The 25927-nt window shown below is 62.2% G+C and carries 24 protein-coding genes; 6 read left to right on the plus strand and 18 right to left on the minus strand.

Annotation, left to right across the window (positions count from 1 at the left end; genetic code table 11):
- Positions 1-104 precede the first annotated feature (104 nt).
- The 3 genes from ACJ8HB_RS14195 to udp all read right to left on the minus strand — a co-directional run bounded on the left by ACJ8HB_RS14195 (position 105) and on the right by udp (position 2389).
- Positions 105-635: a DedA family protein gene (locus ACJ8HB_RS14195; RefSeq protein WP_033649669.1), complete on the minus strand. Its 531-nt coding sequence runs from the start codon at positions 633-635 to the stop codon at positions 105-107.
- A gap of 79 nt (positions 636-714) precedes the next feature.
- The gene (locus ACJ8HB_RS14200; protein ID WP_033636699.1) at positions 715-1497 is read right to left on the minus strand and encodes a tyrosine-protein phosphatase; all 783 of its coding nucleotides are present in this window, start codon (positions 1495-1497) and stop codon (positions 715-717) included.
- A 130-nt stretch (positions 1498-1627) separates the two neighbouring features.
- Positions 1628-2389 (minus strand): uridine phosphorylase, encoded by a 762-nt coding sequence (gene udp / locus ACJ8HB_RS14205; protein ID WP_004934432.1) that lies wholly within the window; start codon positions 2387-2389, stop codon positions 1628-1630.
- 488 nt (positions 2390-2877) lie between these two features.
- Here udp and ACJ8HB_RS14210 point away from each other — a divergent pair, with 488 nt between their 5' ends.
- A complete protein-coding gene (locus ACJ8HB_RS14210; RefSeq protein WP_033655132.1) occupies positions 2878-3705 on the plus strand; it encodes a dienelactone hydrolase family protein in 828 nt (275 codons plus the stop codon).
- 84 nt (positions 3706-3789) lie between these two features.
- On the opposite strand, the gene metE is transcribed toward ACJ8HB_RS14210, so the two are convergent.
- The gene (metE, locus tag ACJ8HB_RS14215) at positions 3790-6078 is read right to left on the minus strand and encodes a 5-methyltetrahydropteroyltriglutamate--homocysteine S-methyltransferase (RefSeq protein WP_170943492.1); all 2289 of its coding nucleotides are present in this window, start codon (positions 6076-6078) and stop codon (positions 3790-3792) included.
- 90 nt (positions 6079-6168) lie between these two features.
- Here metE and metR point away from each other — a divergent pair, with 90 nt between their 5' ends.
- Positions 6169-7113: an HTH-type transcriptional regulator MetR gene (gene metR, locus ACJ8HB_RS14220; protein ID WP_033649667.1), complete on the plus strand. Its 945-nt coding sequence runs from the start codon at positions 6169-6171 to the stop codon at positions 7111-7113.
- Positions 7114-7134: 21 nt separating this feature from the next.
- Here metR and ACJ8HB_RS14225 read toward each other — a convergent pair whose 3' ends face one another.
- Complete coding sequence (locus ACJ8HB_RS14225; protein WP_033649666.1) at positions 7135-7995, minus strand: carboxylate/amino acid/amine transporter; 861 nt, start codon at positions 7993-7995, stop codon at positions 7135-7137.
- A 151-nt stretch (positions 7996-8146) separates the two neighbouring features.
- On the opposite strand from ACJ8HB_RS14225, the gene ACJ8HB_RS14230 reads away from it, so the two are divergent.
- The gene (locus ACJ8HB_RS14230) at positions 8147-8476 is read left to right on the plus strand and encodes a hypothetical protein (RefSeq protein WP_047569765.1); all 330 of its coding nucleotides are present in this window, start codon (positions 8147-8149) and stop codon (positions 8474-8476) included.
- Here ACJ8HB_RS14230 and ACJ8HB_RS14235 read toward each other — a convergent pair.
- The 12 genes from ACJ8HB_RS14235 to ACJ8HB_RS14290 form a co-directional block, all read right to left on the minus strand.
- Positions 8457-9413 carry an AEC family transporter gene (locus ACJ8HB_RS14235; protein WP_047569768.1) on the minus strand — a complete coding sequence of 319 codons (957 nt, stop codon included), beginning with the start codon at positions 9411-9413 and terminating at the stop codon, positions 8457-8459. The two genes, ACJ8HB_RS14230 and ACJ8HB_RS14235, sit on opposite strands and share 20 nt — an antisense overlap.
- Before the next feature lie 60 nt (positions 9414-9473).
- Positions 9474-10211 carry a glycerophosphodiester phosphodiesterase gene (gene ugpQ / locus ACJ8HB_RS14240; RefSeq protein WP_047569770.1) on the minus strand — a complete coding sequence of 246 codons (738 nt, stop codon included), beginning with the start codon at positions 10209-10211 and terminating at the stop codon, positions 9474-9476.
- A complete protein-coding gene (locus ACJ8HB_RS14245) occupies positions 10211-11281 on the minus strand; it encodes a sn-glycerol-3-phosphate import ATP-binding protein UgpC (protein ID WP_047569772.1) in 1071 nt (356 codons plus the stop codon). Before ACJ8HB_RS14245 ends, ugpQ begins: the two co-directional genes overlap by 1 nt.
- 5 nt (positions 11282-11286) lie before the next feature.
- The gene (gene ugpE / locus ACJ8HB_RS14250) at positions 11287-12132 is read right to left on the minus strand and encodes a sn-glycerol-3-phosphate ABC transporter permease UgpE (protein ID WP_047569775.1); all 846 of its coding nucleotides are present in this window, start codon (positions 12130-12132) and stop codon (positions 11287-11289) included.
- Complete coding sequence (gene ugpA, locus ACJ8HB_RS14255; RefSeq protein ID WP_015376293.1) at positions 12129-13016, minus strand: sn-glycerol-3-phosphate ABC transporter permease UgpA; 888 nt, start codon at positions 13014-13016, stop codon at positions 12129-12131. Before ugpA ends, ugpE begins: the two co-directional genes overlap by 4 nt.
- A 78-nt stretch (positions 13017-13094) precedes the next feature.
- Positions 13095-14414 carry a sn-glycerol-3-phosphate ABC transporter substrate-binding protein UgpB gene (gene ugpB, locus ACJ8HB_RS14260; protein ID WP_033636688.1) on the minus strand — a complete coding sequence of 440 codons (1320 nt, stop codon included), beginning with the start codon at positions 14412-14414 and terminating at the stop codon, positions 13095-13097.
- Positions 14415-14602: 188 nt separating this feature from the next.
- The gene (locus ACJ8HB_RS14265) at positions 14603-15790 is read right to left on the minus strand and encodes an aminotransferase-like domain-containing protein (RefSeq protein WP_047569778.1); all 1188 of its coding nucleotides are present in this window, start codon (positions 15788-15790) and stop codon (positions 14603-14605) included.
- A 44-nt stretch (positions 15791-15834) separates the two neighbouring features.
- On the minus strand, positions 15835-16536 hold the full coding sequence (gene livF, locus ACJ8HB_RS14270; RefSeq protein ID WP_033636687.1) for a high-affinity branched-chain amino acid ABC transporter ATP-binding protein LivF: 702 nt from the start codon (positions 16534-16536) through the stop codon (positions 15835-15837).
- Between the two features lies 1 nt (position 16537).
- Complete coding sequence (gene livG, locus ACJ8HB_RS14275; protein WP_033636686.1) at positions 16538-17308, minus strand: high-affinity branched-chain amino acid ABC transporter ATP-binding protein LivG; 771 nt, start codon at positions 17306-17308, stop codon at positions 16538-16540.
- The gene (locus ACJ8HB_RS14280) at positions 17305-18588 is read right to left on the minus strand and encodes a high-affinity branched-chain amino acid ABC transporter permease LivM (protein WP_047569780.1); all 1284 of its coding nucleotides are present in this window, start codon (positions 18586-18588) and stop codon (positions 17305-17307) included. Before ACJ8HB_RS14280 ends, livG begins: the two co-directional genes overlap by 4 nt.
- Positions 18585-19511: a high-affinity branched-chain amino acid ABC transporter permease LivH gene (gene livH, locus ACJ8HB_RS14285; protein ID WP_047569783.1), complete on the minus strand. Its 927-nt coding sequence runs from the start codon at positions 19509-19511 to the stop codon at positions 18585-18587. Before livH ends, ACJ8HB_RS14280 begins: the two co-directional genes overlap by 4 nt.
- Positions 19512-19628: 117 nt before the next feature.
- Positions 19629-20744 (minus strand): branched-chain amino acid ABC transporter substrate-binding protein, encoded by a 1116-nt coding sequence (locus tag ACJ8HB_RS14290; protein WP_033636684.1) that lies wholly within the window; start codon positions 20742-20744, stop codon positions 19629-19631.
- Between the two features lie 405 nt (positions 20745-21149).
- Here ACJ8HB_RS14290 and panM point away from each other — a divergent pair, with 405 nt between their 5' ends.
- The 3 genes from panM to ACJ8HB_RS14305 are packed head-to-tail and all read left to right on the plus strand — an operon-like array spanning position 21150 to position 24815.
- Complete coding sequence (panM, locus tag ACJ8HB_RS14295; protein WP_047569785.1) at positions 21150-21542, plus strand: aspartate 1-decarboxylase autocleavage activator PanM; 393 nt, start codon at positions 21150-21152, stop codon at positions 21540-21542.
- Positions 21539-22756, plus strand: a complete 1218-nt coding sequence (locus ACJ8HB_RS14300; protein ID WP_047569787.1) for a DUF3142 domain-containing protein — start codon at positions 21539-21541, stop codon at positions 22754-22756. The genes panM and ACJ8HB_RS14300 overlap by 4 nt, the downstream gene beginning before the upstream one ends.
- A gap of 43 nt (positions 22757-22799) precedes the next feature.
- Positions 22800-24815: a hypothetical protein gene (locus ACJ8HB_RS14305; RefSeq protein ID WP_094860102.1), complete on the plus strand. Its 2016-nt coding sequence runs from the start codon at positions 22800-22802 to the stop codon at positions 24813-24815.
- A 62-nt stretch (positions 24816-24877) separates the two neighbouring features.
- Here the strand turns inward: ACJ8HB_RS14305 and rpoH are convergent, their stop codons facing one another.
- Positions 24878-25735 (minus strand): RNA polymerase sigma factor RpoH, encoded by an 858-nt coding sequence (gene rpoH / locus ACJ8HB_RS14310; protein WP_004934345.1) that lies wholly within the window; start codon positions 25733-25735, stop codon positions 24878-24880.
- Between the last annotated feature and the right edge of the window lie 192 nt (positions 25736-25927).

The following is a 25927-nucleotide window of genomic DNA, read 5'->3' on the forward strand; positions in this document are numbered from 1 at the left end:
GCACGCCCATTGCCCGTCACGTTAAGGGGAGGCTGTATGGATGTCCAGCCTGATTTTGCCCGCCGAGCACAATATTGCGCGGCGCTGCGCAATTTAGCGAGAAATCAGCCCAGCCACTGGCTGAGCCACTTGATGCCGAATGCCCCCGGCGCCAGAATGCCGAACGCCCAGATCATCGCCGACGTGACGTTGGCTAACTGGAAATAACGCTGCGGCATGCCGCAAATGCCGCCCACCAGCGGCACCACGGCGCGCAGCGGGCCGAAGAAGCGGCCGATGAAAATGCCCAGCACGCCCCAGCGTTCAAAGAACGCGTGGCCGCGCACCAGCAGCTGCGGATTGCGCGACAGCGGCCACATATGGGCCACGCGATCCTGATAGTGATAGCCGATCCAGTAAGAGAGCCAGTCGCCGAAAAACGCCCCGACGGCGGCGGCGGCCCAAATCGGCCAAAAGGCGATGCCGCTTTCGCCGATCAGCGCGCCCAGCGCCAGCAGGATCACCGTGGCCGGCAGCAGCAGCGACAAAAACGCCAGCGACTCGCCGAACGCCAGGAAGAAGATGATGGGAATGGCCCAGCCTTCGTGCTGACGCACGACGTCGCTGACCCAGTTGATAACGTCATTGAGGCTCAATGCGGGGCTCCTGATACGCGATAATTCGCCGCCTAGGATAGGCCGGGGCGAGTTAAACCCCGGCTAAACGCGCGGCGATTTACTCGAGGTAGAACGCCTGCAGCGCTTCGCGCTGGGCTGCGCCCAGGCCGTATTCCGCTTCCAGCCAGCGGTCGGTGGAACCGTATTGCTGACGGATGCAGCCCAACGCCGTCATCAGGAACTCCTCGCGCGCGCTGAGCACGTAGGCGAATTGCTCCAGCGCCGCCGCATTCAGCTTGATAGACAGTTGATCCAGCATCTGCTCGCGGAAAGTGGCCAGCGTGGTTTCGGTCAGCAGATAGTCTTCCAGCACCGTCGCTTCGTCGGCCCCCAGCGCGAACAGCACCAGTGCCGAACCGACCCCGGTGCGATCCTTGCCGACCGCGCAGTGCTGCACGATGGCGCCGCCGCCAGGATTGCTCAACAGCTGCGCCAGCCGCTGATAGGCCGCATTGCCGAACGGCAGGCGGCGATACAGCTCCAGCATGAACGCGCGGGCGTCGAAGGCGGCCAGCGTTTCGTTGGTGAGCTTCTCCAGGTTGGCGTTGACTTCGCTGCTCAGCGGGTTAGCCGGCACGTGGTGGTAGTCGGCGCCACTCCACAGAATATCCGGCTTGGCCTGCACCTCGTCGGCATCACGGTAGTCCAGCACCGAGCGCACCGGCACGCCGGCGAGAAAGGCGCAGTCGTTTTCCGTCAGCCGCTCGAGGGAACCGGAGCGGAACAGCAGGCCGCGCTTGATGCGGCGCCCGTCGGCCACGCCGTTGCCGCCGAAGTCGCGGAAATTGATGCCGCCGTCGAGCGGCGCGAGCGAAGGATGAAGCAGGATCTGGGCGGTCATAAACGTCCTCGTTGTTTTTGTTATGACAACGCGCGGCGGCCATCGGCGCAGCGCTGAGGAGTATCACCGTAACAGATTCGCCGCGAATGGAAAAACGGGCCGCGTCGGCGGCCCGTTGGGGGAAAGGCGATTACAGCAGGCGGCGGGCGGCGTCCACCACGATCTGCACCGCTTTGCTTTCGGTGTTTTTCATGGTCTCGGCGTTCGGGATCTCTTGCTGGGTGCGGTTGACGATCACCCCAGCCACCATGCCGGCACGCAGGCCCTGGCTGGCGCACATGGTCAGCAGCGTGGCGGATTCCATTTCATAGTTCATCACGCCCATCGCCTGCCACTCTTCCATCGAGCCTTTGAAGCGGCTGACCACACGGCCGGAGTAAGTGTCGTAACGCTCCTGGCCCGGATAGAAGGTATCGGAGGAGGCGGTCACGCCGATGTGCGTGGTGGCGCCGCTGGCCTTGGCCGCTTCCACCAGCGCGGTGGTGCAGGCGAAGTCCGCGACCGCCGGGAACTCCATCGGCGCGAAGTGCAGGCTGGCGCCGTCGAGGCGTACCGCCGCCGTGGTGACCAGTACGTCACCGACGTTGATGTTTGCCTGAATGGCGCCGGTGGTGCCGATGCGCAGGAAGGTGCGAATGCCCAGCTGCGCCAGCTCTTCCACCGCGATAGAGGTAGACGGGCCGCCGATACCGGTAGAGCAGACGATCACCGCCTTGCCGTCCAGCTCCGCGCGCCAGGTAGTGAATTCACGATGGGAGGCCAGATGCACCGGATTTTCCATCAGCTTGGCAATCTTCTCTACGCGCTGCGGATCGCCCGGCACGATGGCAAGCTGGGCCCCTTGTAAATCGTTCTTGGTGAGGCCGAGATGAAAAACGTCAGACTGAGACATACGAGACTCCTCATGGATCATGTTTATTGGGAGGAACAAAAAAGCACTCTACTGAAAATCGCCGCTTAATTTCGTGACAACAGTCACTATGAAAAGATAAACAAATTACATGCTACATATTTTTTGTGATTTTTATCACAAAAAAAGAACTATGACGCATTCGGAACGCGCCGCTAAACCTCAGTCTAGCCGACAAACTCGGCTGCTCCTCGCCCGTTGGTTGCCGGCTGAAACTATTTAGCTCATCAATCCGAAATAACCCCAACTTATCGGTTGCTTAGGGACAAAAAAGCCCTCTAACGCACCTTATGGCACTTACGCGGGGCAAAACGCGTAATAACATGATAAAACGCGTTTAAAAATGCCGCAAAGCCAGATAATTAGCCGTTTTTTATCGACTTGTCCGAAAGTGCGCCACGCAGCGCCAATAATGGGTAATCTTTCCTATAGTTAATCTCAGCGCTTTTTTCTATTGCACGGAGACCGCAATGAAAACCGAACATGTGATGACATTAGAACAGGCTCAGGGGGGATTCGCCCCGGCCGCCGCGCCGTTGGCCGCCTCCGCGATTATCACCGACGAACAGGGCATTCACGCCGGGCAAACGACCATTCCTTCTCAGGGCGACGCGCTGCCGGCCTACGTCGCCAAACCCGCCGACCAGAGCGGCCCCTTCCCCATCGTGCTGGTGGTGCAGGAAATCTTCGGCGTCCATGAACATATTCAGGATCTGTGCCGCCGCCTGGCCAAGCAGGGCTATCTGGCGATCGCGCCCGAACTCTATTTCCGCCAGGGCGATGCCAATGACTACACCGATATCGGCGAGCTGTTCCAGCAGTTGGTCACCAAGGTGCCGGATCGTCAGGTGCTGTCGGATCTGGATCACGCCGCGCACTGGGCTATCCGCCACGGCGGCGACGCCGGCAAGCTGGCGATTACCGGTTTTTGCTGGGGCGGCCGCATCACCTGGCTGTACGCGGCGCATAACCCGCAGTTGAAGGCGGCGGTCGCCTGGTACGGCAAACTGGTCGGCGAGAAAACGCTAAACTCGCCGAAGCATCCGGTCGATGTCGCCACCCACCTGTCGGCACCGGTGCTGGGGCTGTATGGCGGGCAGGACAGCGGCATCCCGCTGGAGACGGTGGAAACCATGCGTCAGGCGATCCGCGCCGCCAACGCCGAGGCCGAAATCGTGGTGTATCCCGAGGTCGGGCATGCGTTCAACGCCGATTATCGTCCCAGCTACAACGCCGAAGCGGCGGAGGACGGCTGGCAGCGCATGCTGGCGTGGTTTGCCCAGCACGGCGTCAAATAATTTCCCTCGCATAAAAAAGGGCGCCGAAGCGCCCAATCATCACACCAGTAAATCTATAAGCGGCGGTTTATCCGCCGCACGGCATCACGCTTGCTCGCGCAGGCGCTGTGCCGCCAATACCATGTTGGCCAGCGACTGCCGGGTTTCCGGCCAGCCGCGGGTTTTCAGGCCGCAATCCGGGTTAACCCACAGGCGTTCCGCCGGGATGTTCTGCGCCGCTTTACGCAGCAGCGCTTCAATCCATTCCACGCTCGGCACGTTCGGCGAGTGGATATCGTAGACGCCCGGCCCGATTTCGTTCGGGTATTCGAACTCTTTGAAGGCTTCCAGCAGATCCATATCGGAACGCGAGGTCTCGATGGTGATCACGTCGGCGTCCAGCGCGGCGATGGAGTCCATGATGTCGTTGAACTCGCAGTAACACATGTGGGTGTGGATCTGGGTGTCGTCCCGCGCCACGGCGGCGTTCAGTTTGAAGGCGTCCACCGCCCAGTTCAGGTACGCGGCCCAGTCGGATTGGCGCAGCGGCAGCCCTTCGCGCAGCGCGGGTTCGTCGATCTGGATGATGCCGATGCCGGCTTTTTCCAGATCTTCCACCTCATCGCGCAGCGCCAACGCAATCTGCTTGGCAATCACTTCGCGGGTCACGTCTTCACGCGGGAACGACCAGCACAGGATGGTCACCGGCCCGGTCAACATGCCTTTCACCGGCTTGTCGGTCAGCGACTGGGCGAATTTGGCCCATTCGACGGTGATGGCTTCCGGGCGGCTGACGTCACCGATGATCACCGGCGGCTTCACGCAGCGGGAGCCGTAGCTCTGCACCCAGCCGTTTTGGGTAAACACGAAGCCGTCCAGGTTCTCGCCGAAATATTCCACCATGTCGTTGCGCTCGGCTTCACCGTGCACCAGCACGTCCAGCCCGAGGCGCTCCTGCTCGACGATCGCCTGTTTGATGTGCTCACCGATGCTGGTGCGGTAGTTGTTGCCGTCCAAACGGCCCTGTTTGAAGTCCAGACGCAGGCCGCGGATCTCGGTGGTCTGCGGGAACGAACCGATGGTGGTGGTCGGCCAGGCCGGCAGGTTGAAACGTTCGCGCTGCGCCCTGGCGCGTTCGGCGTAAGCGCTGTGGCGTTCGCTGTCCTGCGCGGTGATCGCCGCCAGGCGGCGCTCGACCTGTGGGTTGTGCACGCGGCTCGACTGACGGCGGGCGCGGATCGGCGCGCTGTAGGCGTCCAGTTCGGCCCGTTTCGTCGCGTCAGGCGCGTTCAGCGCCGAGCTCAACAGCGCCAGCTCGGCGCATTTTTGCAGGGCGAAGGCGAACCAGCTTTTCACTTCTTCGTCCAGACGGCTTTCCACGCTCAGATCGATCGGGCTGTGCAGCAGTGAACAGGAGCTGCCGATCCACAGCGGACGGCTGCCCACCAGCGGCTGCAGACGTTCGAACCAGCGGCTCAGATCGGCGCGCCAGACGTTGCGGCCGTTGATTACCCCCAGCGACAGCAGCCAGTCGTTCGGCAGTGCGGCGCTCAGCGCGGCGATATCGTCATGGCCGGCGACCAGATCGACGTGCAGCCCCTGCACCGGCAGCGTGCGGACGGTATCGAGGTTGTGGCCGACGCTGTCAAAATACGTGGTCAGCAGCAGCTTCACCTGCCCCTGCAGCGCGTCGTAAGCCGGTTTGAACGCATCCAGCCAGGCTTGCGGCAGTTCCAGCACCAGCGCAGGCTCATCAATTTGCACCCACTCGACGCCGCGTTTCGCCAGCTCGGCCAGCACCTGTTGGTAAACCGGCAGGATGTCTTTCAGCAGCGACAGGCGGTCGAACGCCTCGCCCTTCACCTTACCCAGCCACAGATAGGTCACCGGGCCCAGCAGCACCGGCTTGATGCGATGGCCGAGCGCCAGCGCTTCGTCCACTTCGTCCAGCAGCTGAGTCCAGCCCAGCTTGAACTGCTGGCCTTGCTGGAATTCGGGCACCATGTAGTGATAGTTGGTGTTGAACCATTTAGTCATTTCCGCCGCGGCCGCCGGCTCGCCGGTCGGTGCGCGGCCACGGCCGATGCGAAACAGCGTGTCCAGATCGATCGTGCCATCCGCATTCTGATGGCGCGCCGGCACGTTGCCCAGCAGCAGGCTGGTGGTCAACACATGATCGTACCAGGCGAAATCGCCGACCGGCACCAAATCCACCCCGGCCTGCTGTTGCTGCTGCCAATGACGAGCGCGCAGCTCGCGGCCAACCGCCAACAGCTCTTCCTGCGTTGAGTTGCCGGCCCAGTAGCTTTCCTGAGCTTTTTTCAGCTCACGTCGTAGCCCAACGCGAGGAAAACCCAGTGTGTGATTCAAAATTGCCATCGTCACATTCCCCATTTAGCCGTCCAGATGTTTACACATCCATAATCAGCAGGTACTGTATTAACCACAAGCGCAATTTATTCACTGTCAATGTGAAGGACTCTCATGATCGAACTGAAACATTTACGGACGCTGCAGGCCCTGCGCAACAGCGGTTCGTTGGCGGGGGCGGCGGCCCAACTTCATCAGACGCAGTCTGCCCTGTCGCACCAGTTCAGCGATCTTGAGCAACGTCTGGGCTTCAAGCTGTTCGTGCGCAAGAGCCAGCCGCTGCGCTTCACCGCCCAGGGCGAGATCCTGCTGCAGCTGGCGGAACAGGTGCTGCCGCAGATCCAACAGGCGCTGCAGGCCTGCCACGAACCGCACCAGACCACGCTGCGCATCGCCATCGAATGCCACAGCTGCATTCAGTGGCTGACGCCGGCGCTGGACAACTTCCGCCGGCGTTTCCCGCAGGTGGTGATGGACTTTACTTCCGGCGTGACTTTCGATCCGCAGCCGGCCTTGCAACAGGGCGAGCTGGATCTGGTCATGACGTCGGATATTCTGCCGCGCAGCGGCCTGCACTATTCACCGATGTTCGATTTCGAGGTACGCCTGGTGCTGGCGCCGGATCATCCGCTGGCCGGCAAGCCGCACATCGAGCCGGAAGACTTGAGTGACGAAACGCTGTTGATTTACCCGGTGCAGCGCCAGCGGCTGGATATCTGGCGGCATTTTCTGCAGCCGGCGGGCGTTAGCCCGGCGTTGAAGAACGTCGATAACACGCTGCTGCTGATTCAGATGGTATCGGCGCGGATGGGGATTGCGGCGCTGCCGCACTGGGTGGTGGAGAGTTTCGAACAGCAGGGGCTGATAGTGACCAAAACCCTGGGTGACGGCCTGTGGAGCCGCTTGTACGCCGCCGTGCGCGACGGCGAACAGCGCCAGGCGGTGACCGAGGCCTTTATCCGCTCGGCCCGCCAGCACGCCTGCGATCATCTGCCGTTTGTGCGCGACGCGGCACGCCCTGGCGCTGCCGGTGCCAAAGCGTTGACGGCCGACGTATAACGTGCCGGGTGGCCCGCCCGCTTAGCCGAGCCGTTTCGGCGCCACCCAGCGCCGGTGCACCCACAGCGAAGCGACGATCACCGCCCCGCCGATGATAAAGCTCGGCCAATGCGGCTGCTGTTGCCAGATGGCCAGGTTGACCAACAAACCGGCCGGCACATGCATGTTGTTCATGATGCCGAGCGTGCCGGCATCCACCTGCGTCGCGCCATAGTTCCACATGAAGTAGCCCAGCCCCGACGCCACCACGCCCAGCCAGATCAACACGCCCCACTGCAGATTGGTGGTCGGCAGCTGCTGCGGATTGCCCCACAGGAACCAGGCCACCACCGCCACCACCGCCGCCCCCAGGTAGAACCAGGAAAATGCGGTGTGCTGCGGCAAGGGGTGCACTTCCATCAGGCGCTTATAGCCGACCATGCCGATGGCGAAGCTGATATTCGCCGCCTGCACCAACAGCAGCCCCCACCAAAAGTGTTCGCTCAGTTGGTGATAGCGGATGATCGCCGCGCCCAGCACCGCCAGCAGCGCGCTGAATACGTAGCCCCACCGCAGGCGTCGGCCACTCAGCAAATCGTAGATCAAGGTGATGTACAGCGGCGTCAGCACGGTGAACAGCAGGAATTCGGGCACCGTCAGGTAGAGATAGGCGCGGAAGCTGAACAGGTACATGATGCCCAGTTGGAAAGCGCCCACCAGCATATACAGCAGGATCACCCTGGGCTTGATATTGCGCCAGCGCAGAAACGGCAGGAACACCAACGCCGCCAGCCCGATGCGCACCAGCGCCGAGAACCCGCTGTCGACCTGACCCGCCAGGTACTCGCCAATCAGGCTGAAAGAAAACGCCCACAGGATGGTGGTTATAACCAAAAGCAGCACGATGGGTTCACCCTAAAAAGACCGAAAGGGCGATTGTAACGGAAGATGCGCGCCGCGTTGGCGAAAAGGCGGTTTACATCTGAACAAAAGACAAACTACCGGCAAAATTTCACCGTTGGGTTAGGCTTGATAAAAAGGCGAGGTAACCATCATGAAAACTTCTCACATCCTGTTTGTTCTGCTGTGGCTGCCCGGCCTGGCTGCGGCGGCCAACGGCGTAACCGACCTGCGCTCACAGCAGCAGTTGCTCAACCAAAACAGCCAACAGGCTCAGCAACAGCGCCTGTTGAACAATCGGCAGATGGATCAACGCCGCCTGCAGCAGCAACGGCAGTTCGACAATCAACGGCAGCAGCTGTTGCAAACCTCGCCGAACGGCGGGCAGCTGCTGCCCAACGGCAACCAGCCGCGCGATCCGTTCAATCGCACCGCGCCGGCGGTGCCGCAGGCGCCGATGCCGGCTACGCCCGCACGCCCATAACGGTGAGGATCAGCGGCGTAGTGATCGCCGCCAGCACGGTGGACATCACCAGGCTGGTGGCGGCCGGGCCGGTGAGCGTATTAAACTGGCGCGACATCAGGTAGACGTTCACCCCCACCGCCATCGAGCCCAGCAGCACCACAACCCGGGTCTCCATCGGCGGCAGATCCATCATCCAGGCCAGCAGCCAAATCACTAATGGCTGCACCAGCAGTTTCAGCACGCAGATGGCGCTGCTCAGCCGCCAGCCTTCGCCGATGCGGTACTCCGCCAGCCCCATGCCGAGCACCACCAGCGACAGCGGCGCCGCCACCTGGCCGAGCATGCTGATCGGCCGATCGACGAAGGCCGGCAGCGGCAGGCCGGTCAGGCTGAACAGGGTGCCGGACAGAATGCCGACGATCAGCGGATTGGTCAGCACGCTGCGCGCGGTTTTGGCGAAGCCGCTCAGCGTCGGCGAGCCGTTGCGCGCCCATTCGATCGACACCGTCACCAGCGTCCACAGGATCAGGCCGTTGAACACCAGCACCAGCGCCACCGACGGGATCGCCGCCTCCCCCAGCATTACGCCGGCGATCGGCAAGCCGAGCATCACGTTATTGGAGAAAATGCCGCCCAGCGCAAACACCGATCCGGCGACGCCATCCAGCCGAAAGAGGTGCCGGGCGACGAGACGGCCGAGCACGAACACGATCAGGCAACTGCCGAAAAACGCGATCAGCAGCCGGGCGTCGACCGCCGGGCGCTGCGAGAAGTCGCACATCATGCGAAACAGCATGGCGGGCAAGGCGAGGGAAAACACGAAGCGCGTCAGGCCATCGGTGATGCCGGCAGGCCATTTCCCCCAGCGAATCAGCCCATAACCCAACGCGATCAGCACAAACAGCGGTAAAGACAGCACGATCTGGTGCCACAGTGACATCATAAAGCCAGGCATCGCATTCCTTCCGGTGGTGCGGCGGCAAGGCTTGTCGTCGCGGGATTCATCGGCGCCGGATTAAAAATCCGGGCCGATCAAATCTATCCGGTCGGTGCAAATGCAGTCAACGCCCCAGTCGAGCAGCAGGCGCGCGCGATCCGGTTGGTTGACGGTATACACCAGAATGCGCAGCCCGGCATCTTTCAACGCTTTTACCCGCTCGGCGGTCAGCGCTTTGTGATCGATATGCAGCGAGACGCAATCCAGGCGTTCGGTCAGCTCGCGCCAGTTGTCGTCCCAGTCCTCCAGCAGCAGGCCGCGCGGCAAATCCGGCACGGTGCGCTGCGCCGCCGCCAGCGCTTCTACCGAGAAGGAGGAAAGCAGCGGATCGGTCTGCCCTTGCCACAGCAGCCGCGCCGCCAGCGCCACCACCCGGCCGGTTTCATCGTCGCTGCCGGTGGTCGGCTTGATCTCGATATTGGCCATCAGGCCGCGTTCCTGGCAGCGTTCCGCCACCTCCGACAGCAGCGGCAGCCGCTCGCCCTTGAAGGCCGAGCTGTACCAGTTGCCGGCGTCCAGCTGCACCAGTTTGTCCCACGGCAGCTCGCCCGCCACGCCCCAGCCGTTGCTGGTGCGATCCAGCGTGTCGTCGTGCAGCAGGAAAATTTGCCCGTCCTGCGCCAGCTTGGCGTCGAACTCGATCATCTTGTGGCCGTGGCGCGCGCCGACGTCGATCGCCGCCAGGGTGTTTTCCGGCGCCAGAGAACCGCCGCCGCGGTGGGCGACGATATGAGGGTAAGGCCAATGTCTGGTCATCAATCCATCCGTAATCCGCTGTCGGTGTCAAAGAAGTGCAGCGCCTGAGCAGGCAGCTGCAAATATAGCGTACTGCCCGCCGCCGGCAAGGTTTCATGCGACAGCCGCGCGATCACCCCGTGGCCGCCCCACTGGCCGTGCGCCAGATTATCGGCCCCCAGCAGCTCCAGCGTCTGCAGCTGCAGCGGCACGCCCTGGCCTTGCGCCACCAACTGAATATGCTCCGGCCGAATGCCCAACGTCAACGGCCGCCCCGCCCACTGCGGTTTGGCCGCCGGCAACGGCAGCGCCATGCCGTCCGCCAGCAGCAGCTGGCCGCCGTCGGCGCTCAGGGTGCCTGGCAGCAGGTTCATCGCCGGCGATCCGATAAAGCCGGCGACGAACAGCGAAGCCGGCCGTTGATACACCTCGCTCGGGGTGCCGATCTGCTCCGCCACGCCCTTGTTCATCACGATCACCCGCTGCGCCAACGTCATCGCCTCCACCTGATCGTGGGTCACGTACAGGCTGGTGGTTTTCAGACGACGATGCAGCTGTTGCAGCTCGAGGCGCATCTGCACCCGCAGCTTGGCGTCCAGGTTGGACAGCGGCTCATCGAACAGGAATACCGCCGGTTCGCGCACGATGGCGCGCCCCATCGCCACGCGCTGGCGCTGGCCGCCGGAAAGCTCGCGCGGTTTGCGCTTGAGCAGCGGCTCCAGCTCCAGGATGCGTGCCGCTTCTTCCACCCGCTGGCGGATATGATCCTTGCCGAAACCGCGGATCTTGAGGCCGTAGGCCATGTTGTCGTACACGCTCATGTGCGGATAGAGCGCGTAGTTCTGGAACACCATCGCGATGCCGCGATCCTTGGGCTCCAGATCGGTCACGCGCCGGGTATCGATATAGATATCGCCGCTGGTGGTGCGTTCCAGCCCGGCCACCATCCGCAGCAGCGTGGATTTGCCGCAGCCGGACGGGCCGACCATCACGATGAATTCGCCGTCCGCCACGTCGAGGTCGATCTGTTTGATCACCGGCGTTTTACCGTCGTAAGACTTGGTGACCGCCTGTAGTTTTAATCCTGCCATCGTCGTTATTTCTCGCTATCAACCAGACCGCGCACAAACAAACGCTGCATCAGAAGCACCACCGCCAGCGGTGGCAATAAAGTCAGAATCATCGCCGCCATCACCTGGTTCCACTGGGTCGGCGCGCCGGAGGTGGAGATCATGCTCTTGATGCCCGCCACCGCGGTGCCCATCGAGGCGTCGCTGGTGATCAGGATCGGCCACAGGTATTGGTTCCAGCCGTAGATAAAGGTGATGACGAACAGCGCCGCCAGATTGGTTTTCGACAGCGGCAGCACGATGTCCCAGAAGAAACGCATCGGCCCGGCGCCGTCGATGCGCGCCGCCTCCAGCAGCTCATCCGGCAGCGTCATGAAGAACTGGCGCAGCAGGAAGGTCGCGGTGGCCGAGGCCATCAGCGGCAGCGTCAGGCCGGTGTAGCTGTCCAGCAGGTTGAGGTTGGAGATCACCTCCACCGTCGGGAAGATACGCACCTCCACCGGCAGCATCAGGGTGAGGAAAATCAGCCAGAAGAACAGGCTGCGCAGCGGGAAGCGGAAGTACACGATGGCGTAAGCCGACAGCACCGACACCGCGATCTTGCCGAAGGTGATCGCCAGCGCCATGATCACGCTGTTCAGCAGCAGCAGCGAGAACGGCACCTTGAGGTTGCCCACGCCGCCCTGCCAGATATTGCGGATGTTTTCCCACAGGTGGCCGCCGGGCACCAGCGTCATCGGCACCTGAAATACCTGCTTGTCGTCCAGCGTGGCGGCGACAAAGGCCACGTACAGCGGGAACAGCACCACCAGCACGCCGATAATCAGCATCACATGGCTGAAGATATCCAGCCCGCGTCGATTCTCAATCATTGATAGCGCACCTTACGTTCAACGAAGCGGAACTGGATCACCGTCAGGCCGATCACCAGCAGCATCAGGATCACCGACTGCGCGGCAGAGCTGGAGAGATCCAATCCGGCGAAGCCTTCGCGGTAGATCTTGTAGATCAACGTGGTGGTGGACTGCACCGGCCCGCCGCCGGTGGCGGCGTCGATCACCGGGAAGGTATCGAAGAAGGCGTACACCAGATTGACCACCAGCAGGAAGAAGCTCACCGGCGCGATCAGCGGCAGCACCAGATGGAAGAAACGCCGCACCGGGCCGGCGCCGTCGATGGCCGCCGCCTCCACCAGCGAGCGCGGGATCGACTGCAGCGCCGCGAGGAAAAACAGGAAGTTATAGCTTATCTGCTGCCATACCGAGGCCAGCACCACCAGGAACATCGCCTGGCCGCTGTTTTGCGCATGGTTCCAGTTATAGCCCAGCCCGTTGAGGAAATGGGTGATCAACCCCAGGCCGGGGTTGAACAGAAAGATCCACAGCACCGCCGCCACCGCCGGCGCCACCGCATAGGGCAGGATCATCAGCGTGCGATAGAGCCGGCTGCCGCGCAGCACGTAGTCCACCAGCGCGGCGAAGAACAGCGAAACCGCCAGCCCGATGCCCGCCACCAGGAAGCTGAAGATCAGCGTGGTGTAGAACGAGTCGAGGTAGTAAGGATCCTGAAACAGCTGCTTAAAGTTATCCAGCCCAACAAACTGGCTGGACAGGCCGAACGGATCGAGGCTCTGCACCGAATACCACAGCGCCTCGCCGGCGGGCCATAAAAAGAAGACGGCGGTAATCAGCAGCTGCGGCAGCACCAACGCATAGGGCAACCAGCTGCAGCCGAAACCGGGACGGGAAGATGACATAGCAGTTAAACCATTAATCGGGTACGGAAGGATCGGCGTGAAGACGCGAGCCCGATCGGACGGGCCCGCGACGCAGGGTTACTTGGTCGATGCTTCGAAACGGCGCAGCAGCACGTCACCGCGCTGCACGGCGGCGTCCAACGCCTGCTGAGGCGTTTTCTTGCCGGTCCATACGCCTTCCAGCTCCTCATCCACCACGCTGCGGATCTGCGGCATGTTGCCGAGGCGCAGGCCCTTGGTGAACGGCAACGGCGGCTTGTTCAGCATCTGGCGAGTGGCGACGTCGGCGCCCGGGTTCTTGTCGTAGAAGCCCTGCTGCTTGGTCAGATCGTAAGCCGCGGTGGTGATCGGCAGATAACCGGTCTTCTGGTGCCATTCGGCGGCGATTTCTGGCTGCGCCAGGTACTGCAGGAACTCGGCCACGCCCTTGTAGGTGGCGGCGTCTTTACCGTTCATCACCCACAGGCTGGCCCCGCCGATGATGGCGTTCTGCGGCGCGTTTTTCGCGTCGGCGTCGTACGGCATCATGCCGACGCCGTAGTTGAATTTGGCGTAGTGCTTGATGTCCGCCAGCGAACCGGATGACGCGGTGGTGATGGCGCAGTCGCCGTTATAAAACTTCTCGGTGGATTCGTCTTTGCGGCCGAAGTAGGTGAAATCACCCTTCTTGTTCATCGCTTCGAGCAGCGCGATATGCTTGACCTGCAGCGGCTTGTTGAACTCCAGCTTGGCGTTGGTGCCGCCGAAACCGTTGTTTTCGCTGGCGAACGGCACGCCGTGCCAGGCGCTGAAGTTCTCCAGCTGGATCCAGCCCTGCCAACCGCTGGCGTAGCCGCACTTCATGCCGGCCTCACGCAGTTTGGCGGTATCCGCCGCCAGCTCCTGCCAGGTTTTCGGCGGCTGATCCGGGTTCAGGCCGGCCTTCTTGAAGGCGTCTTTATTGTAGTACAGCACCGGCGTAGAGCTGTTGAACGGCTGCGACAGCAGATGGCCGCTCTTGTTGTCGGTGTAATAGCCGGCTACCGTCGGCACGAACACCGACTCGTCGAAGTTGATGCCGGCCTCTTTAAACACTTCATAGACCGGTTTGATGGCCTTGCTGGCCATCATGGTGGCGGTGCCCACCTCGTAAACCTGCAGGATCGCCGGCGCCTTGCCGGAGCGGTAAGCGGCGATGCCCGCCGCCAGGCTCTGTTCGTAGTTGCCTTTGTAAACCGGCACAATCTTGACGTCGCTGTGCGACTGGTTGAAGCGATCCGCCAGGGAGTCCACTTCCTTACCCAGTTCGCCTTCCATCGAATGCCAGAACGGGATCTCGGTCGCCGCCAGCGCCTGAGTGCTGACCGCCAGGGTCAATGCGACGCACAGCGTGGTTTTGCGAATAGCGTAGGTGAGCATGCCTAACTCCTGAAAAAAGCTGGTGTAAAAGCGCGTGAGCGAAAAGAATCAGTTTTTTGTTCGGAAGCTAACATGCCATGCGCGGATGACAGAAAAATAACTAAAAAGTGACAGCCATGTGACAGGAGAGTGAAGTGAAGATGGCAGTTTGATGTCGGCGGCGGGCATGCGCTCCGCCGCCGCGGGGATTACAGCGAACGGCGCAGGCGCGCCACCGCTTCCTGCATTTGTTGCTCGGTGGCGGTGGCGAACGACAGGCGGAAGGTCGAACGATCCGGGTTGTCGGAGAAGAAGTATTCCCCCGGCACGAACACCACGCCCTGCTGCAGCGTGGTATTCAGCCATTCGGTGGCGTTGAACGGCTGGCGGAAACGCGCCCACAGGAACATGCCGCCCTTCGGCTTATCGAAGGTGATGTAGTCGCCCAGCTCCTGCTCCACCAAACCGGCCAGGATCTCGCCCTTCTGTTTGTAGGCGGCGCGGATCTTGTCGATCTGCGCCGGCAGGCGATCCAGGCCGAGGTAGCATTCGACGATGCTCTGCGACAGCGCGCTGGCGTGCAGATCCGCCGCCTGTTTGATGATCGCCACTTTATGCAGCAGGAACGGCGGCAGGATCGCCCAGCCCAACCGCAGACCCGGCGCCAGGATCTTGGAGAAGGTCGAGGTATAAATGATGTGGTCGGTGTTGCCCAGCACCTGCTGCGACACCTGATGCAGCGTCGGGTGACGCTCTTCGGTGAAACGCAGCTCGCCGTACGGATCGTCTTCGATGATCAGGAAGTTATGTTCGGCGGCCAGCTTCACCAGCAGTTCGCGGCGCGCGGCGCTCAGGGTGATGCCGCTGGGGTTGCCGAAGTTCGGCACCACGTACACGCCCTTGATGCGCTGGGTTTTCAGCAGCTCGGCCAGCTCTTCCACCACCATGCCGTCGCTGTCTGACGAGACCGACATGATGTTGGCTTCCGCCAGCTCCAGCGTTTGCAGCGCCGCCAGGTAGGTCGGGCGCTCCACCACGAACACGTCGCCGGGGTTGACGATGGCGCGCATCACCAAATCCAATGCCTGCTGCGAGCCGGCGGTGACCATCACCTCTTCCGCGCGCGCGGTGACGCCGCGCTCGGCGCACAGCGCGCAAATGCGCTCACGCAGCAGCGGGCTGCCCTCGGTCAGGCCATACTGGAACGCGCTTTTCGGCTGTTCGGTGATCGCCTGCTGGGTGGCGATGCTCAATCCTTCGAAATCGAACAGCGCATCAGAGGGGATGCCGCCCGCCAGCGAAATGACGTGTTCCATCTTGCTGTGTTTAAGCAATTCACGGATGGCCGAACTTTTTACGTTAACGATGCGCTGCGCGAGTAACCCTTCTGTCTTCATTTCTTCTTCTCGTACCTGATTATTTTAATTCGTAGGGGGGCGGATTAACCGCCCAGATACGCCGACCTCACTGCTTCGTTGGCTAACAATGCAGCCCCCGTATCTTCCAACACCACGCGGCCGTTTTCCAGCACATAACCGCGGTCCGCCAATTTCAGCGCCTGATTGGCGTTTTGCTCCACCAGGAAGATGGTCATGCCCTCTTCCCGCAGCTGCTGAATGATGTCGAAGATCTGCTGGATGATGATCGGCGCCAGCCCGAGCGAGGGCTCGTCGAGCAGCAGCAGCTTCGGCTGGCTCATCAGCGCGCGGCCGATGGCCAACATCTGCTGTTCGCCGCCGGACATGGTGCCGGCACGCTGGTTTCGGCGCTCCAGCAGGCGTGGGAACAGAGTGAACACCCGTTCGATGCGCTGTTGATACTGCCGGCGATCGGCGAAGAAGCCGCCCATCGCCAGGTTTTCTTCCACCGTCATGCGCGAGAAGACGCGCCGCCCTTCCGGCACGATCGCCACCGCTTCGCGCATGATGCGCGAGGTTTGCCACTGGGTGATGTCCTGATCCTGAAAGACGATGCTGCCTTCGCTGGCGCGCGGCTCGCCGCACAGAGTGCCGAGCAGCGTGGTTTTACCGGCGCCGTTGGCGCCGATTAACGTCACGATTTCACCCTGGCTTATCGTGAGGCTGACCTGATGCAGCGCCTGAATTTTGCCGTAATGGGCGGATACCTGATTGAATGACAACATATTATTCTTCGCCCAAATAAGCCCGGATCACGTCCGGGTTGTTGCGGATCTCCGCCGGTGTGCCCTGCGCCAGCGGCGTGCCCTGATTCACCACGTAAATGCGGTCGGAAATGCCCATCACCAGCTTCATGTCGTGCTCGATCAGCAGCACCGATACCTTATGCCGATCGCGCAGCTCGACGATCAGGTGATCCAGTTCGTCGGTCTCTTTCGGGTTGAGGCCGGCGGCCGGTTCGTCCAGCATCAGCAGCTCCGGCCGGGTCACCATGCAGCGGGCGATCTCCAGCCGCCGCTGCTGCCCATAGGCCAGGTTGCCCGCCGAACGGTTGGCCATCTCCAGCAGGCCGACGCGCTCCAGCCACTCCGCCGCGTGCGTCAGCGCCTCGGCTTCGGCGCGGCGGAAGGCCGGGGTTTTCAACAGCCCGGCAAACACGCCGCTTTTCAGGTGCTGATGCTGCGCCACCAGCAGGTTCTCGATCACCGTCATTTCACGGAACAGCCGCACGTGCTGGAAGGTGCGCACCACGCCCATGCGGGCGATGGCCTGCCCCGCCAGCCCTTCCAGGTGGCGATCGCGCAATTTGATGGTGCCGCCGGTCGGGCGGTAAAAACCGGTCAGGCAGTTGAACACCGTGGTCTTACCGGCGCCGTTGGGGCCGATCAGCGACACGATTTCGCCTTCGTTCAGCGTCAACGCCACGTTGTTGACCGCCAGCAGCCCGCCGAAACGCATCGACAGGCCTTCCACCTGCAGTAAAGGTTGAACGCTCATGCCTGCTCCCCCTTGCCCGCCTGAATGTCCGCCGCCTGCAGCTTCAGCTGCGGCCGTTTCATCGGCAACAGCCCCTGCGGCCGCCAAATCATCATCAACACCATCAGCGCACCCAGCAGCAACATGCTGTATTCATTCAGATCGCGCATCAGTTCGCGCGACACCACCAGCAGGATCGCCGCCAGAATGACCGCGAACTGCGAGCCCATGCCCCCCAGTACGACGATCGCCAACACGAAGGCCGATTCGACGAAGGTGAAAGATTCCGGGCTGACGAAGCCCTGGCGCGCGGCGAACAGCGTGCCGGCAAACCCGGCGAAAGCGGCGCTGATGGTAAAGGCGGTCAGCTTGATGCGCGTCGGGCTGAGGCCCAGCGAGCGGCAGGCGATCTCGTCTTCGCGCAGCGCTTCCCAGGCGCGCCCGAGCGGCATGCGCAGCAGGCGGTTGATGACGAACAGCGTCAGCACCACCAGCAGCAGCGCCACCAGATACAGGAATATGATGCGATCGCTCGGATCGTATTTCAGGCCGAAGAAGTTATGGAAGGTATCCCAACCGCCGTCGCGCACGCTGCGGTTGAACTCCAGGCCGAAAAAGGTCGGTTTCGGGATCTGGCTGATGCCGTTCGGCCCGCCGGTGATCTCGGTATTGTTCAGTAGCAGGATGCGCACGATCTCACCGAAGCCGAGCGTCACGATCGCCAGATAGTCGCCGCGCAGCCGCAGCACCGGGAAACCGAGCAGGAAGCCGAAGGCGGCGGTGACGATGCCCGCCAGTGGCAGGCTCTCCCAGAAGCCGAGGCCGTAATAGTGATTCAGCAGCGCGTAGGTGTAAGCGCCGATGGCGTAGAAACCACCGTAGCCGAGCACCAGCAAGCCGGACAAGCCCACCACCACGTTGAGGCCGAGGCCCAGCATCACGTAGATCAGCGTCAGGGTGGCGATATCCACCGTGCCGCGCGATACCAGGAACGGCCAGGCGACCGCCGCGACGATGAGCAGAGCCGCCAGCAGCTTTTGCCGCGGCGTGGTGCCGTCGAAGCTCGGCAGCACGAACGCCGGGCCGGAGATTTTTTTCAATCCCTGCTGCAGCAGCGGGCGCAACAGCTGGAAGAAAAAGACGATGACGCAGCCGATGCCGATCCACATCCAGCGCACTTCCGCCGCGCCGTGCACCACCAGCTTGGTGCCGTCCAGGCTAAGCTGCATGCCCATCAGGAACGACGCCATCACGAACAGCACCGCCGTGGCGATCAGCGCATTGAGCAGATTGAGTTTCATACTTTCTCAACCTCCGGACGCCCGAGGATGCCGGTCGGCATGATCAGCAGCACCACGATCAGCAACGCGAACGACACCACGTCTTTGTATTCGGTGCTGAGATAGGCGGAGGTCAGCGCTTCCGCCACGCCCAGCACCAGGCCGCCGATCATCGCGCCGGGAATGCTGCCGATGCCGCCCAGGACCGCGGCGGTGAAGGCTTTCATGCCGGCCATAAAGCCGATGTAGGGGTTGATGACGCCGTAGAACTGGCCGAGCAACACCCCGGCCACCGCCGCCATCACCGCCCCGATGACGAAGGTCAGCGAGATCACCCGGTCAGTGTTGATGCCCAGCAGGCTGGCCATCTTCAGGTCTTCCGCACAGGCGCGGCAGGCGCGGCCCATGCGCGAATAGCGGATAAACAGCGTCAGCGCCAGCATCGCCAGGAAGGTCACGAGCCAGATGGTCAGCTGCATGGTGCTGATGGTGGCGGCGAAGCCGTTGCTTTCCCCCAGCACCCACTGGCCGGACACCAGGCTGGGCAGCGCCAGATCGCGTGAGCCCTGCGTCAGGCTGACGTAGTTTTGCAGGAATATCGACATGCCGATGGCCGAGATCAGCGCAATCAGGCGCTTGGAGTTGCGCACCGGCTTGTAGGCCACCCGCTCGATGCTCCAGCCGTAGGCGCTGGCGATGACGATCGAGACCAGGAACGCGGCGCCGATCAGCAACCAGCCGACGTCAATGCCGAGCATCATCAGGGCGGCGATAACGATAAAGGAGACATAGCTGCCGATCATGTACACCTCGCCGTGGGCGAAGTTGATCATGCCGATAATGCCGTAAACCATGGTGTAACCGATGGCGATCAATGCATAGGTGCTGCCCAACGTTAAGCCGTTGAACATCTGCTGCAGAAAATAGAGGAGCTGCTCTGACATACTCTGAACCCTTGGCTGCGAAACCCGCCGGCGGAGAACCGGCGGGTAAAGGGAGACGGGGCCGGCAAGCCGACCCGCCGGGCGCAGCGAGCCGCGCCCCACCCTAATCATTATGGCTTATTTGATCGGTGTGGACGTGCCGTTGGCATGCCATTCGAACACGCCGAACTCGAAGCCTTTCAGATCGCCCTTGTCATCCCAGCTCAGCGGCCCCATCACGGTCTCCACCGGCTTGCCGGTTTTCAGATCCTTGACGATGTCCGCCGGCTCCTGGCTGCCGCTGCGCTCCATGCCGGTGGTCAGCGACTGCAGCGCGGCATAGGTGGTCCAGACGAACGGGCCGGTCGGATCCAGCTTCTTGGCTTTCAACGCATCGACGATCGGCTGGTTGGCAGGCACCTGATCGTAGCGCTTCGGCAGCGTCACCAGCATGCCTTCCGAAGCGGCCCCGGCGATGTTGGACAGCGAGGAGTTGCCCACGCCTTCCGGCCCCATGAAGCGGGTGGTCAACCCGGCCTGTTTGGCCTGGCGCAGGATCTGGCCCATTTCCGGGTAGTAACCGCCGAAATACACGAAGTCGATATTCTCTTTCTTCAGGCGCGCCACCAGGGTGGAGAAGTCTTTGTCGCCGGCGGTGATGCCTTCGAACATCGCCACTTCGGTGCCCTGTTTTTTCAGGCTGTCGCGCACCGAGCGCGCCAGGCCTTCACCATATTGCTGCTTGTCGTGCACCACGGCGATGCGCTTCGGCTTGATGTCGCTGAGGATGTATTTGGCGGCGGTCGGACCCTGATCCGAATCCAGGCCGGTAGTGCGCATGATCATTTTGTAGCCGCGGGTGGTCAGATCGGCGTTGGTGGCCGCCGGGGTAATCATGATCACGCCTTCGTCTTCATAAATATCGGACGCCGGCTGGGTGGACGAGGAGCACAGGTGGCCGATCACGTAGCGAATGCCGTCGTTGATCACCTTGTTGGCGACCGCAACCGCCTGTTTCGGGTCGCAGGCGTCGTCGTATTCCACGCCGACCAGCTTGTCGCCCTTGATGCCGCCCTTGGCGTTGATGTCGGCAATCGCCTGGCGCGCGCCGGTAAACTCCATGTCGCCATACTGCGCGACCGGGCCGGACATCGCCCCGACGATCGCCACCTTGATGTCTTTCGCCATGGCCGCCTGGCTCATGGCCATCGCAATACAACCCGCCAGCAGTGCCTTACCTGTTGTTAATTTCATCCGCAAATCCCCATCTGTCGTTGTGAACGTACCTGTTGTGTTTGCCTGCACCGGATCGTTATTGACCGCTTTTGTTATAAGTAATAATGATTTAGGCGCTTTGTCGGCATTATTTTCTAATAAGACTTTATTTTTCATGCCATTAAACAGGAATTTTCTTCTGCAAATCAACTTCATCAGGCAGAAACAAGCGGTGTAAACAGGATAAAATTCGAATTAAATCTGCGCTCTTTACCTTGAGGCGTAGTGCGTTGTGCTGGTTAACAATCCGTTTACTAACTATTTACTCGGAAAATGCCCCGTGCAAAAAACATATTGCACAGTAATCGTACAGAAAAACTTACACAACGCTCTGCACAAGATCTATTACACTGTCGGCATCATTTAGCTGCGCGGAAATTCTGCATGAAACTGACCATCGAGCGCCTGACCGCGCTGTCCCCGCAAGACCTTATCGACCTCGGTAAAATTTGGCCGCACCAGCAGCCGGAACAGTGGCAGAGCTGGCTGAACGACGGCAAGGCGCTGTTCGCCGCCCGCTTCAACGAGCGGCTGCTGGGGGCGGTGAAAATCGCGCTGCAGGACGACCGCGCCGAGCTGCAGGACCTGCTGGTTCGCGAAGTGACGCGCCGCCGCGGCGTCGGTCTTTACCTGGTGCAGGATGCGCAGCGTCAGCTGCCGCAGATCGCCCACTGGCAGCTGTCGACCGCCGGCCTGGCGCCGCGCGAACGCGGGGAAGTCGATAACTTCATGCGCGCCTGCGGCTTCGCACCGCAGGGCGATCTCTGGCAAAAATGAAACGCCGGCTGGCGGCGCTGATCTTGATTGCGCTGGGGCTGGCGGCCGCGCTCCTCGGGCGCCAGCAGGCGCTGCGCCTGGCCTCAGGCTGGGATCAGCAGGTTTATATCTGGCAGCGGGTCTGGACGCCGCAGCACGCCGATGCGCTGGCGCGCAGCCGCGATCTGTTCGGTGGGCTGCGCGTGCTGGCGCTGCAGGTGCATCCGCGCGAGGGCTGGCGGGAGATCCCAGCCGATCTCAGCCTGCTGAAGCAGGACGGCCGCCCGCTCTGGCTGGTGGCGCGCCTCGACGGCCAGCTGCCACAGCTGGACCAAGAAGCCATTATCCAGCGTCTGCTGGCGCTCACCCAACGCTGGCAGGCGGCCGGGCTGCCCGTCACCGGCGTCGAGATCGATCATGACGCCGCCACCGCCCGCCTGCCGGACTACCAACGCTTTCTGCAGCAACTGCGCCAACGGCTGCCCGCCGCTTTGCAGCTCGGCATCACCGCCCTGCCGGCCTGGATCGGCTCACCCGCTCTGCCCGGCGTACTGCAACAGGCCGACAGCTCCGTCCTGCAGGTGCACGCGGTGCTCTCGCCGCAGCAGGGGCTGTTTGACGGCTCCTTGGCGCTGCGCTGGGTGCGGCAGTACGCCTCCGTCACACCGAAGCCGTTTCGCGTCGCGCTGCCGGCCTACGGCATGGCGCTGCTGGGGTTTGATGCGCAGGGCGCGCAGGTGGAGAGCGAGTCCTCGCTGCGCGTGGCGGGCAACGGCCGCGAGCTGACGGTCGCGCCGCAGCAGATCGCCGATTTTCTGCAGACGCTGGCGCAGCAAACGCCGCCCCAGCTGCGCGGCATTATCTGGTTCCGCTTGCCGCTGGCGGACGATCGGCGCGCCTGGTCGCTCGCCACGCTGCGAGCGGTGATCGAACGGCAGCCGCTGAACGTCGACTGGCAGGTAAAATTTAGGCCTCAGCCACAGCAAAACGGGCTGTATGATCTGATAATTCATAACAACGGGCCGGTGGACGCCCCGCTGCCGCAAGAGGTGGCCATCCGCGCCGACGACTGCCTGGCGGCGGACGCGGTCGGCAACTACCGGCTGGAATCCGCACCGCAGCGGCAACGCTTTATTCGCATCAGCGGCGATCAGCTGCGCGCCGGGCAATCCCGGCCGCTGGGCTGGCTACGCTGCCAACAACTGACGCCAGGAGGCACCCTTGTCACACCTTGATACGCGCGCGGCACGGAACACCCGCCGCCTTCTTCCGCTGGCCATGCTGATCGGCGCCGCGCTGCCGCTGAGCGGCTATGCCTGCGGCCCGGATTTCCCTAACCGGCTGCTGATCGACCGCAACGGCACCCTGCTGTATATGCCGGAGGGCAATTTCGCCTTCGAAGCCGGCCGACTGGTGCCGGCGGATAAACAGCTGCCGCGCTGGCAAGCCCCGCCGCCGCCGATGCCGCCGAAACCGATGCCGCAGTCGCCGGAAACGGTGGCGATCGGCAAAATGCGCGCCGCCAAAACGGTGGAAGAGGCCGACGCCGTCAATACTCAGGGGTTGTCCAACGCCGCACGCCTTTATCAACTGGGCGCCGTCGCTTTCGCCAGCCATGATCCGCGCGCCACAGACTATTTCCAGCAGGTGCTGAAGCTCCCGGCCGCCGAACAGGGCGACTGGGGGCTGCGGGCGCAATATTCGCTTGGGCGGGTGTTGATGGCTGACCACGGTACGCCGGTGAATGAATCGGGTGAAGCGGCCCCCGCCGCCGAGCATCCGCCTAAAGCCGAACTTGAACAGGCGCTGGCGGCGTTCCAGCAGGTGATCGATCGGGTGAAAAGCGGCGCCGCCGATCCCGACCAGCTGGCGCTAAGCAGCCTCGGGCAGCAGGCGCGCATCCACCTGTGGCTGGGTGACGTCGCCCCCGCTGCCCACCTGTACGCACAGCAGGCGGCGCAGGGCGATCCGAGCGGCGGGCAGTCGCTGCAGTACGTCTCCAGCTACTTGGTCAATCCCGACCATCTGGAAACGCTGAAGCAGGTGATCGGCGATCCGTTGATCCAGCAGCTGGTGACCATTGAGCTGTTCGCCCGCAGCGGCAACCTGCAAATGGCGGATACCGACGGCAGCGGCCGCTCTGCCCAGATCATCAGCCAGATCCTGACGCTGCTGGACGGCACGGTAAAAAGCGGCTTCGCCGGCAGCGATCGGCTGGCGGCATTGGCCTACCGCTCCGGGCAATACCCGATGGCGGCGAGCCTGCTGAAAAACGCCGGCGACAGCGGCCTGGCGTGGTGGCTGCGCGCCAAAATGGCGCTGCGCGATGGCGACGTGAAAGCCGCCACCGCCGCCTACGCCAAGGCGGCAAGCGCGTTCCCCGCTGACGAAAGCTGGGGCGAACAGCGCAACGCCGACTTCGTCGCGGAAACCATCGTCCCCGAGTGCCGGGTGGCCGGTGAGCAGGCCATCCTGGCGCTGAACCGCGGCGACTATCTGCAGGCGATGGACCTGCTGTATCGCGGCAAGGCGATCTACTGGGCCGACGTGGCCGATGTGGCAGAGCGCGTGCTGACCGTCGATGAGTTGAAAGACTTTGTCGATAAGCACGCCCCGGCGCCGACGACGCCGCTCAAGCCGGTTAACCCGGACGACTACGGTGGCGGCCAGCAAATCACGCCGGAAGTGCAGCTGCGCGAACTGCTGGCGCGGCGCTTGATGCGCGCCGGGCGGGCCGCGGAAGCGCAGGACTATTTCGATATCCCCAACTACCGGCAAGCGGCGCAGCAGTACGCCGATGAGCTGAAGGCCGCCAAGGACAAGTCCGCCGCGCCGCTGGCACGCGCGCAAGCTTACTATCGTGCGGCCAACCTGCTGCGCGCCCAGGGGCTGGAGTTTACCGGCTATGAGATGACGCCGGATTACGCCATCTATGGCGCCGGCTATTCCTATCTGGGGGATGCGTTCGATACTCGCGAGCTGAAGCATAAAAGCTGGATCGACAGCGCAGAAGCGGCGCGCGCCAAGGCGGCACTGCCGGCGCAGGACAACCGTTTCCTGCACTATCGCTGGCAGGCGGTGGGGCTGGCGCAACAGGCGGCCGATCTGCTGCCGCCGAAGAGCCAGGCCTATGCCGCCGTGCTGTGTAACGCCGCCAGCTGGGTTATCAAGCGCGACGCCAAGACCGGCCGGGCGCTTTATCAACGCTACATCAACACCGGCACCCGCTACCCGTGGGCGGCAAAATTCGGCTACGACTGCCCGGCGCCGGACTTCGCCACCGTGGCGCCATAACGCCGAATTTCAGGCATGAAAAAGCCCGGCTTGCCGGGCTTTTTTTCGAATATCGCATCGACTCAGGCTTCGATCGCCATTTTCAATTTCTTCATGGCGTTCTTTTCCAGCTGGCGCACGCGCTCGGCGGAAACGCCGTACTGATCGGCCAGCTCCTGCAGCGTCGACTTGTTATCGTCGTCGAGCCAGCGGGCGCGGATGATATGCTGGCTGCGCTCATCCAGACCTTCCAGCGCATAGGCCAGTTTGTCTGCGGCGTTGCTTTCCCAGTTATCTTCCTCGATGCCTTCAGCGAAGTCTGAGCTCTTGTCCTGCAGGTACAGCACCGGCGCCATCGACTGGCCATCGCGGGCCTCGTCATCCGGAGTCGGATCGAACGTCATGTCCTGCGCCGCCATGCGAGATTCCATCTCGCGCACGTCTTTGCTGGTTACGCCCAACTCGCGGGCCACCAGTTCCACTTCGTCCTGGTTGAACCAGCCCAAACGCTGTTTGGTTTTGCGCAGGTTAAAGAACAGCTTGCGCTGCGCTTTGGTGGTCGCCACTTTCACGATGCGCCAGTTGCGCAATACGTACTCGTGGATTTCCGCCTTAATCCAATGCACCGCAAAGGAAACCAGACGCACGCCGACTTCAGGGTTGAAGCGGCGAACGGCTTTCATCAGGCCGATATTGCCTTCCTGAATCAGATCCGCCTGTGGCAGACCATAGCCTGAATAGTTGCGGGCAATATGAGCGACAAAGCGCAGGTGAGACAGGATGAGCTGCTTAGCGGCATCCAGATCGCCCTGATAATGCAGCCGTTCAGCCAGCTCCCGCTCTTCCTCTGCCGTCAGCATCGGATAGGCGTTGGCTGCCCGGATATAGGCTTCCAAGCTACCTTGGGGTACTAAGGCTAAAGTTTGCATTTCTTTGGTCATTCAAACCCTCTCTATGAGAATACAAAATCATGCAGGTGATTATTACAGCGGGGAAATGATTGATTCTACGGCAGTTGCTGAAGCAAAAGCGGTTCCACACGCCGGGCACCTTAACATTTGCTGCAATTTTTGACCGTACTCCGCCCTAAAAGTTCACCCTTTTTTGCAAGCATTGTTGCTGACAATACGTGA

The organism is Serratia sp. CY27727 (assembly GCF_052169275.1).
Classification (GTDB): domain Bacteria; phylum Pseudomonadota; class Gammaproteobacteria; order Enterobacterales; family Enterobacteriaceae; genus Serratia; species Serratia sarumanii.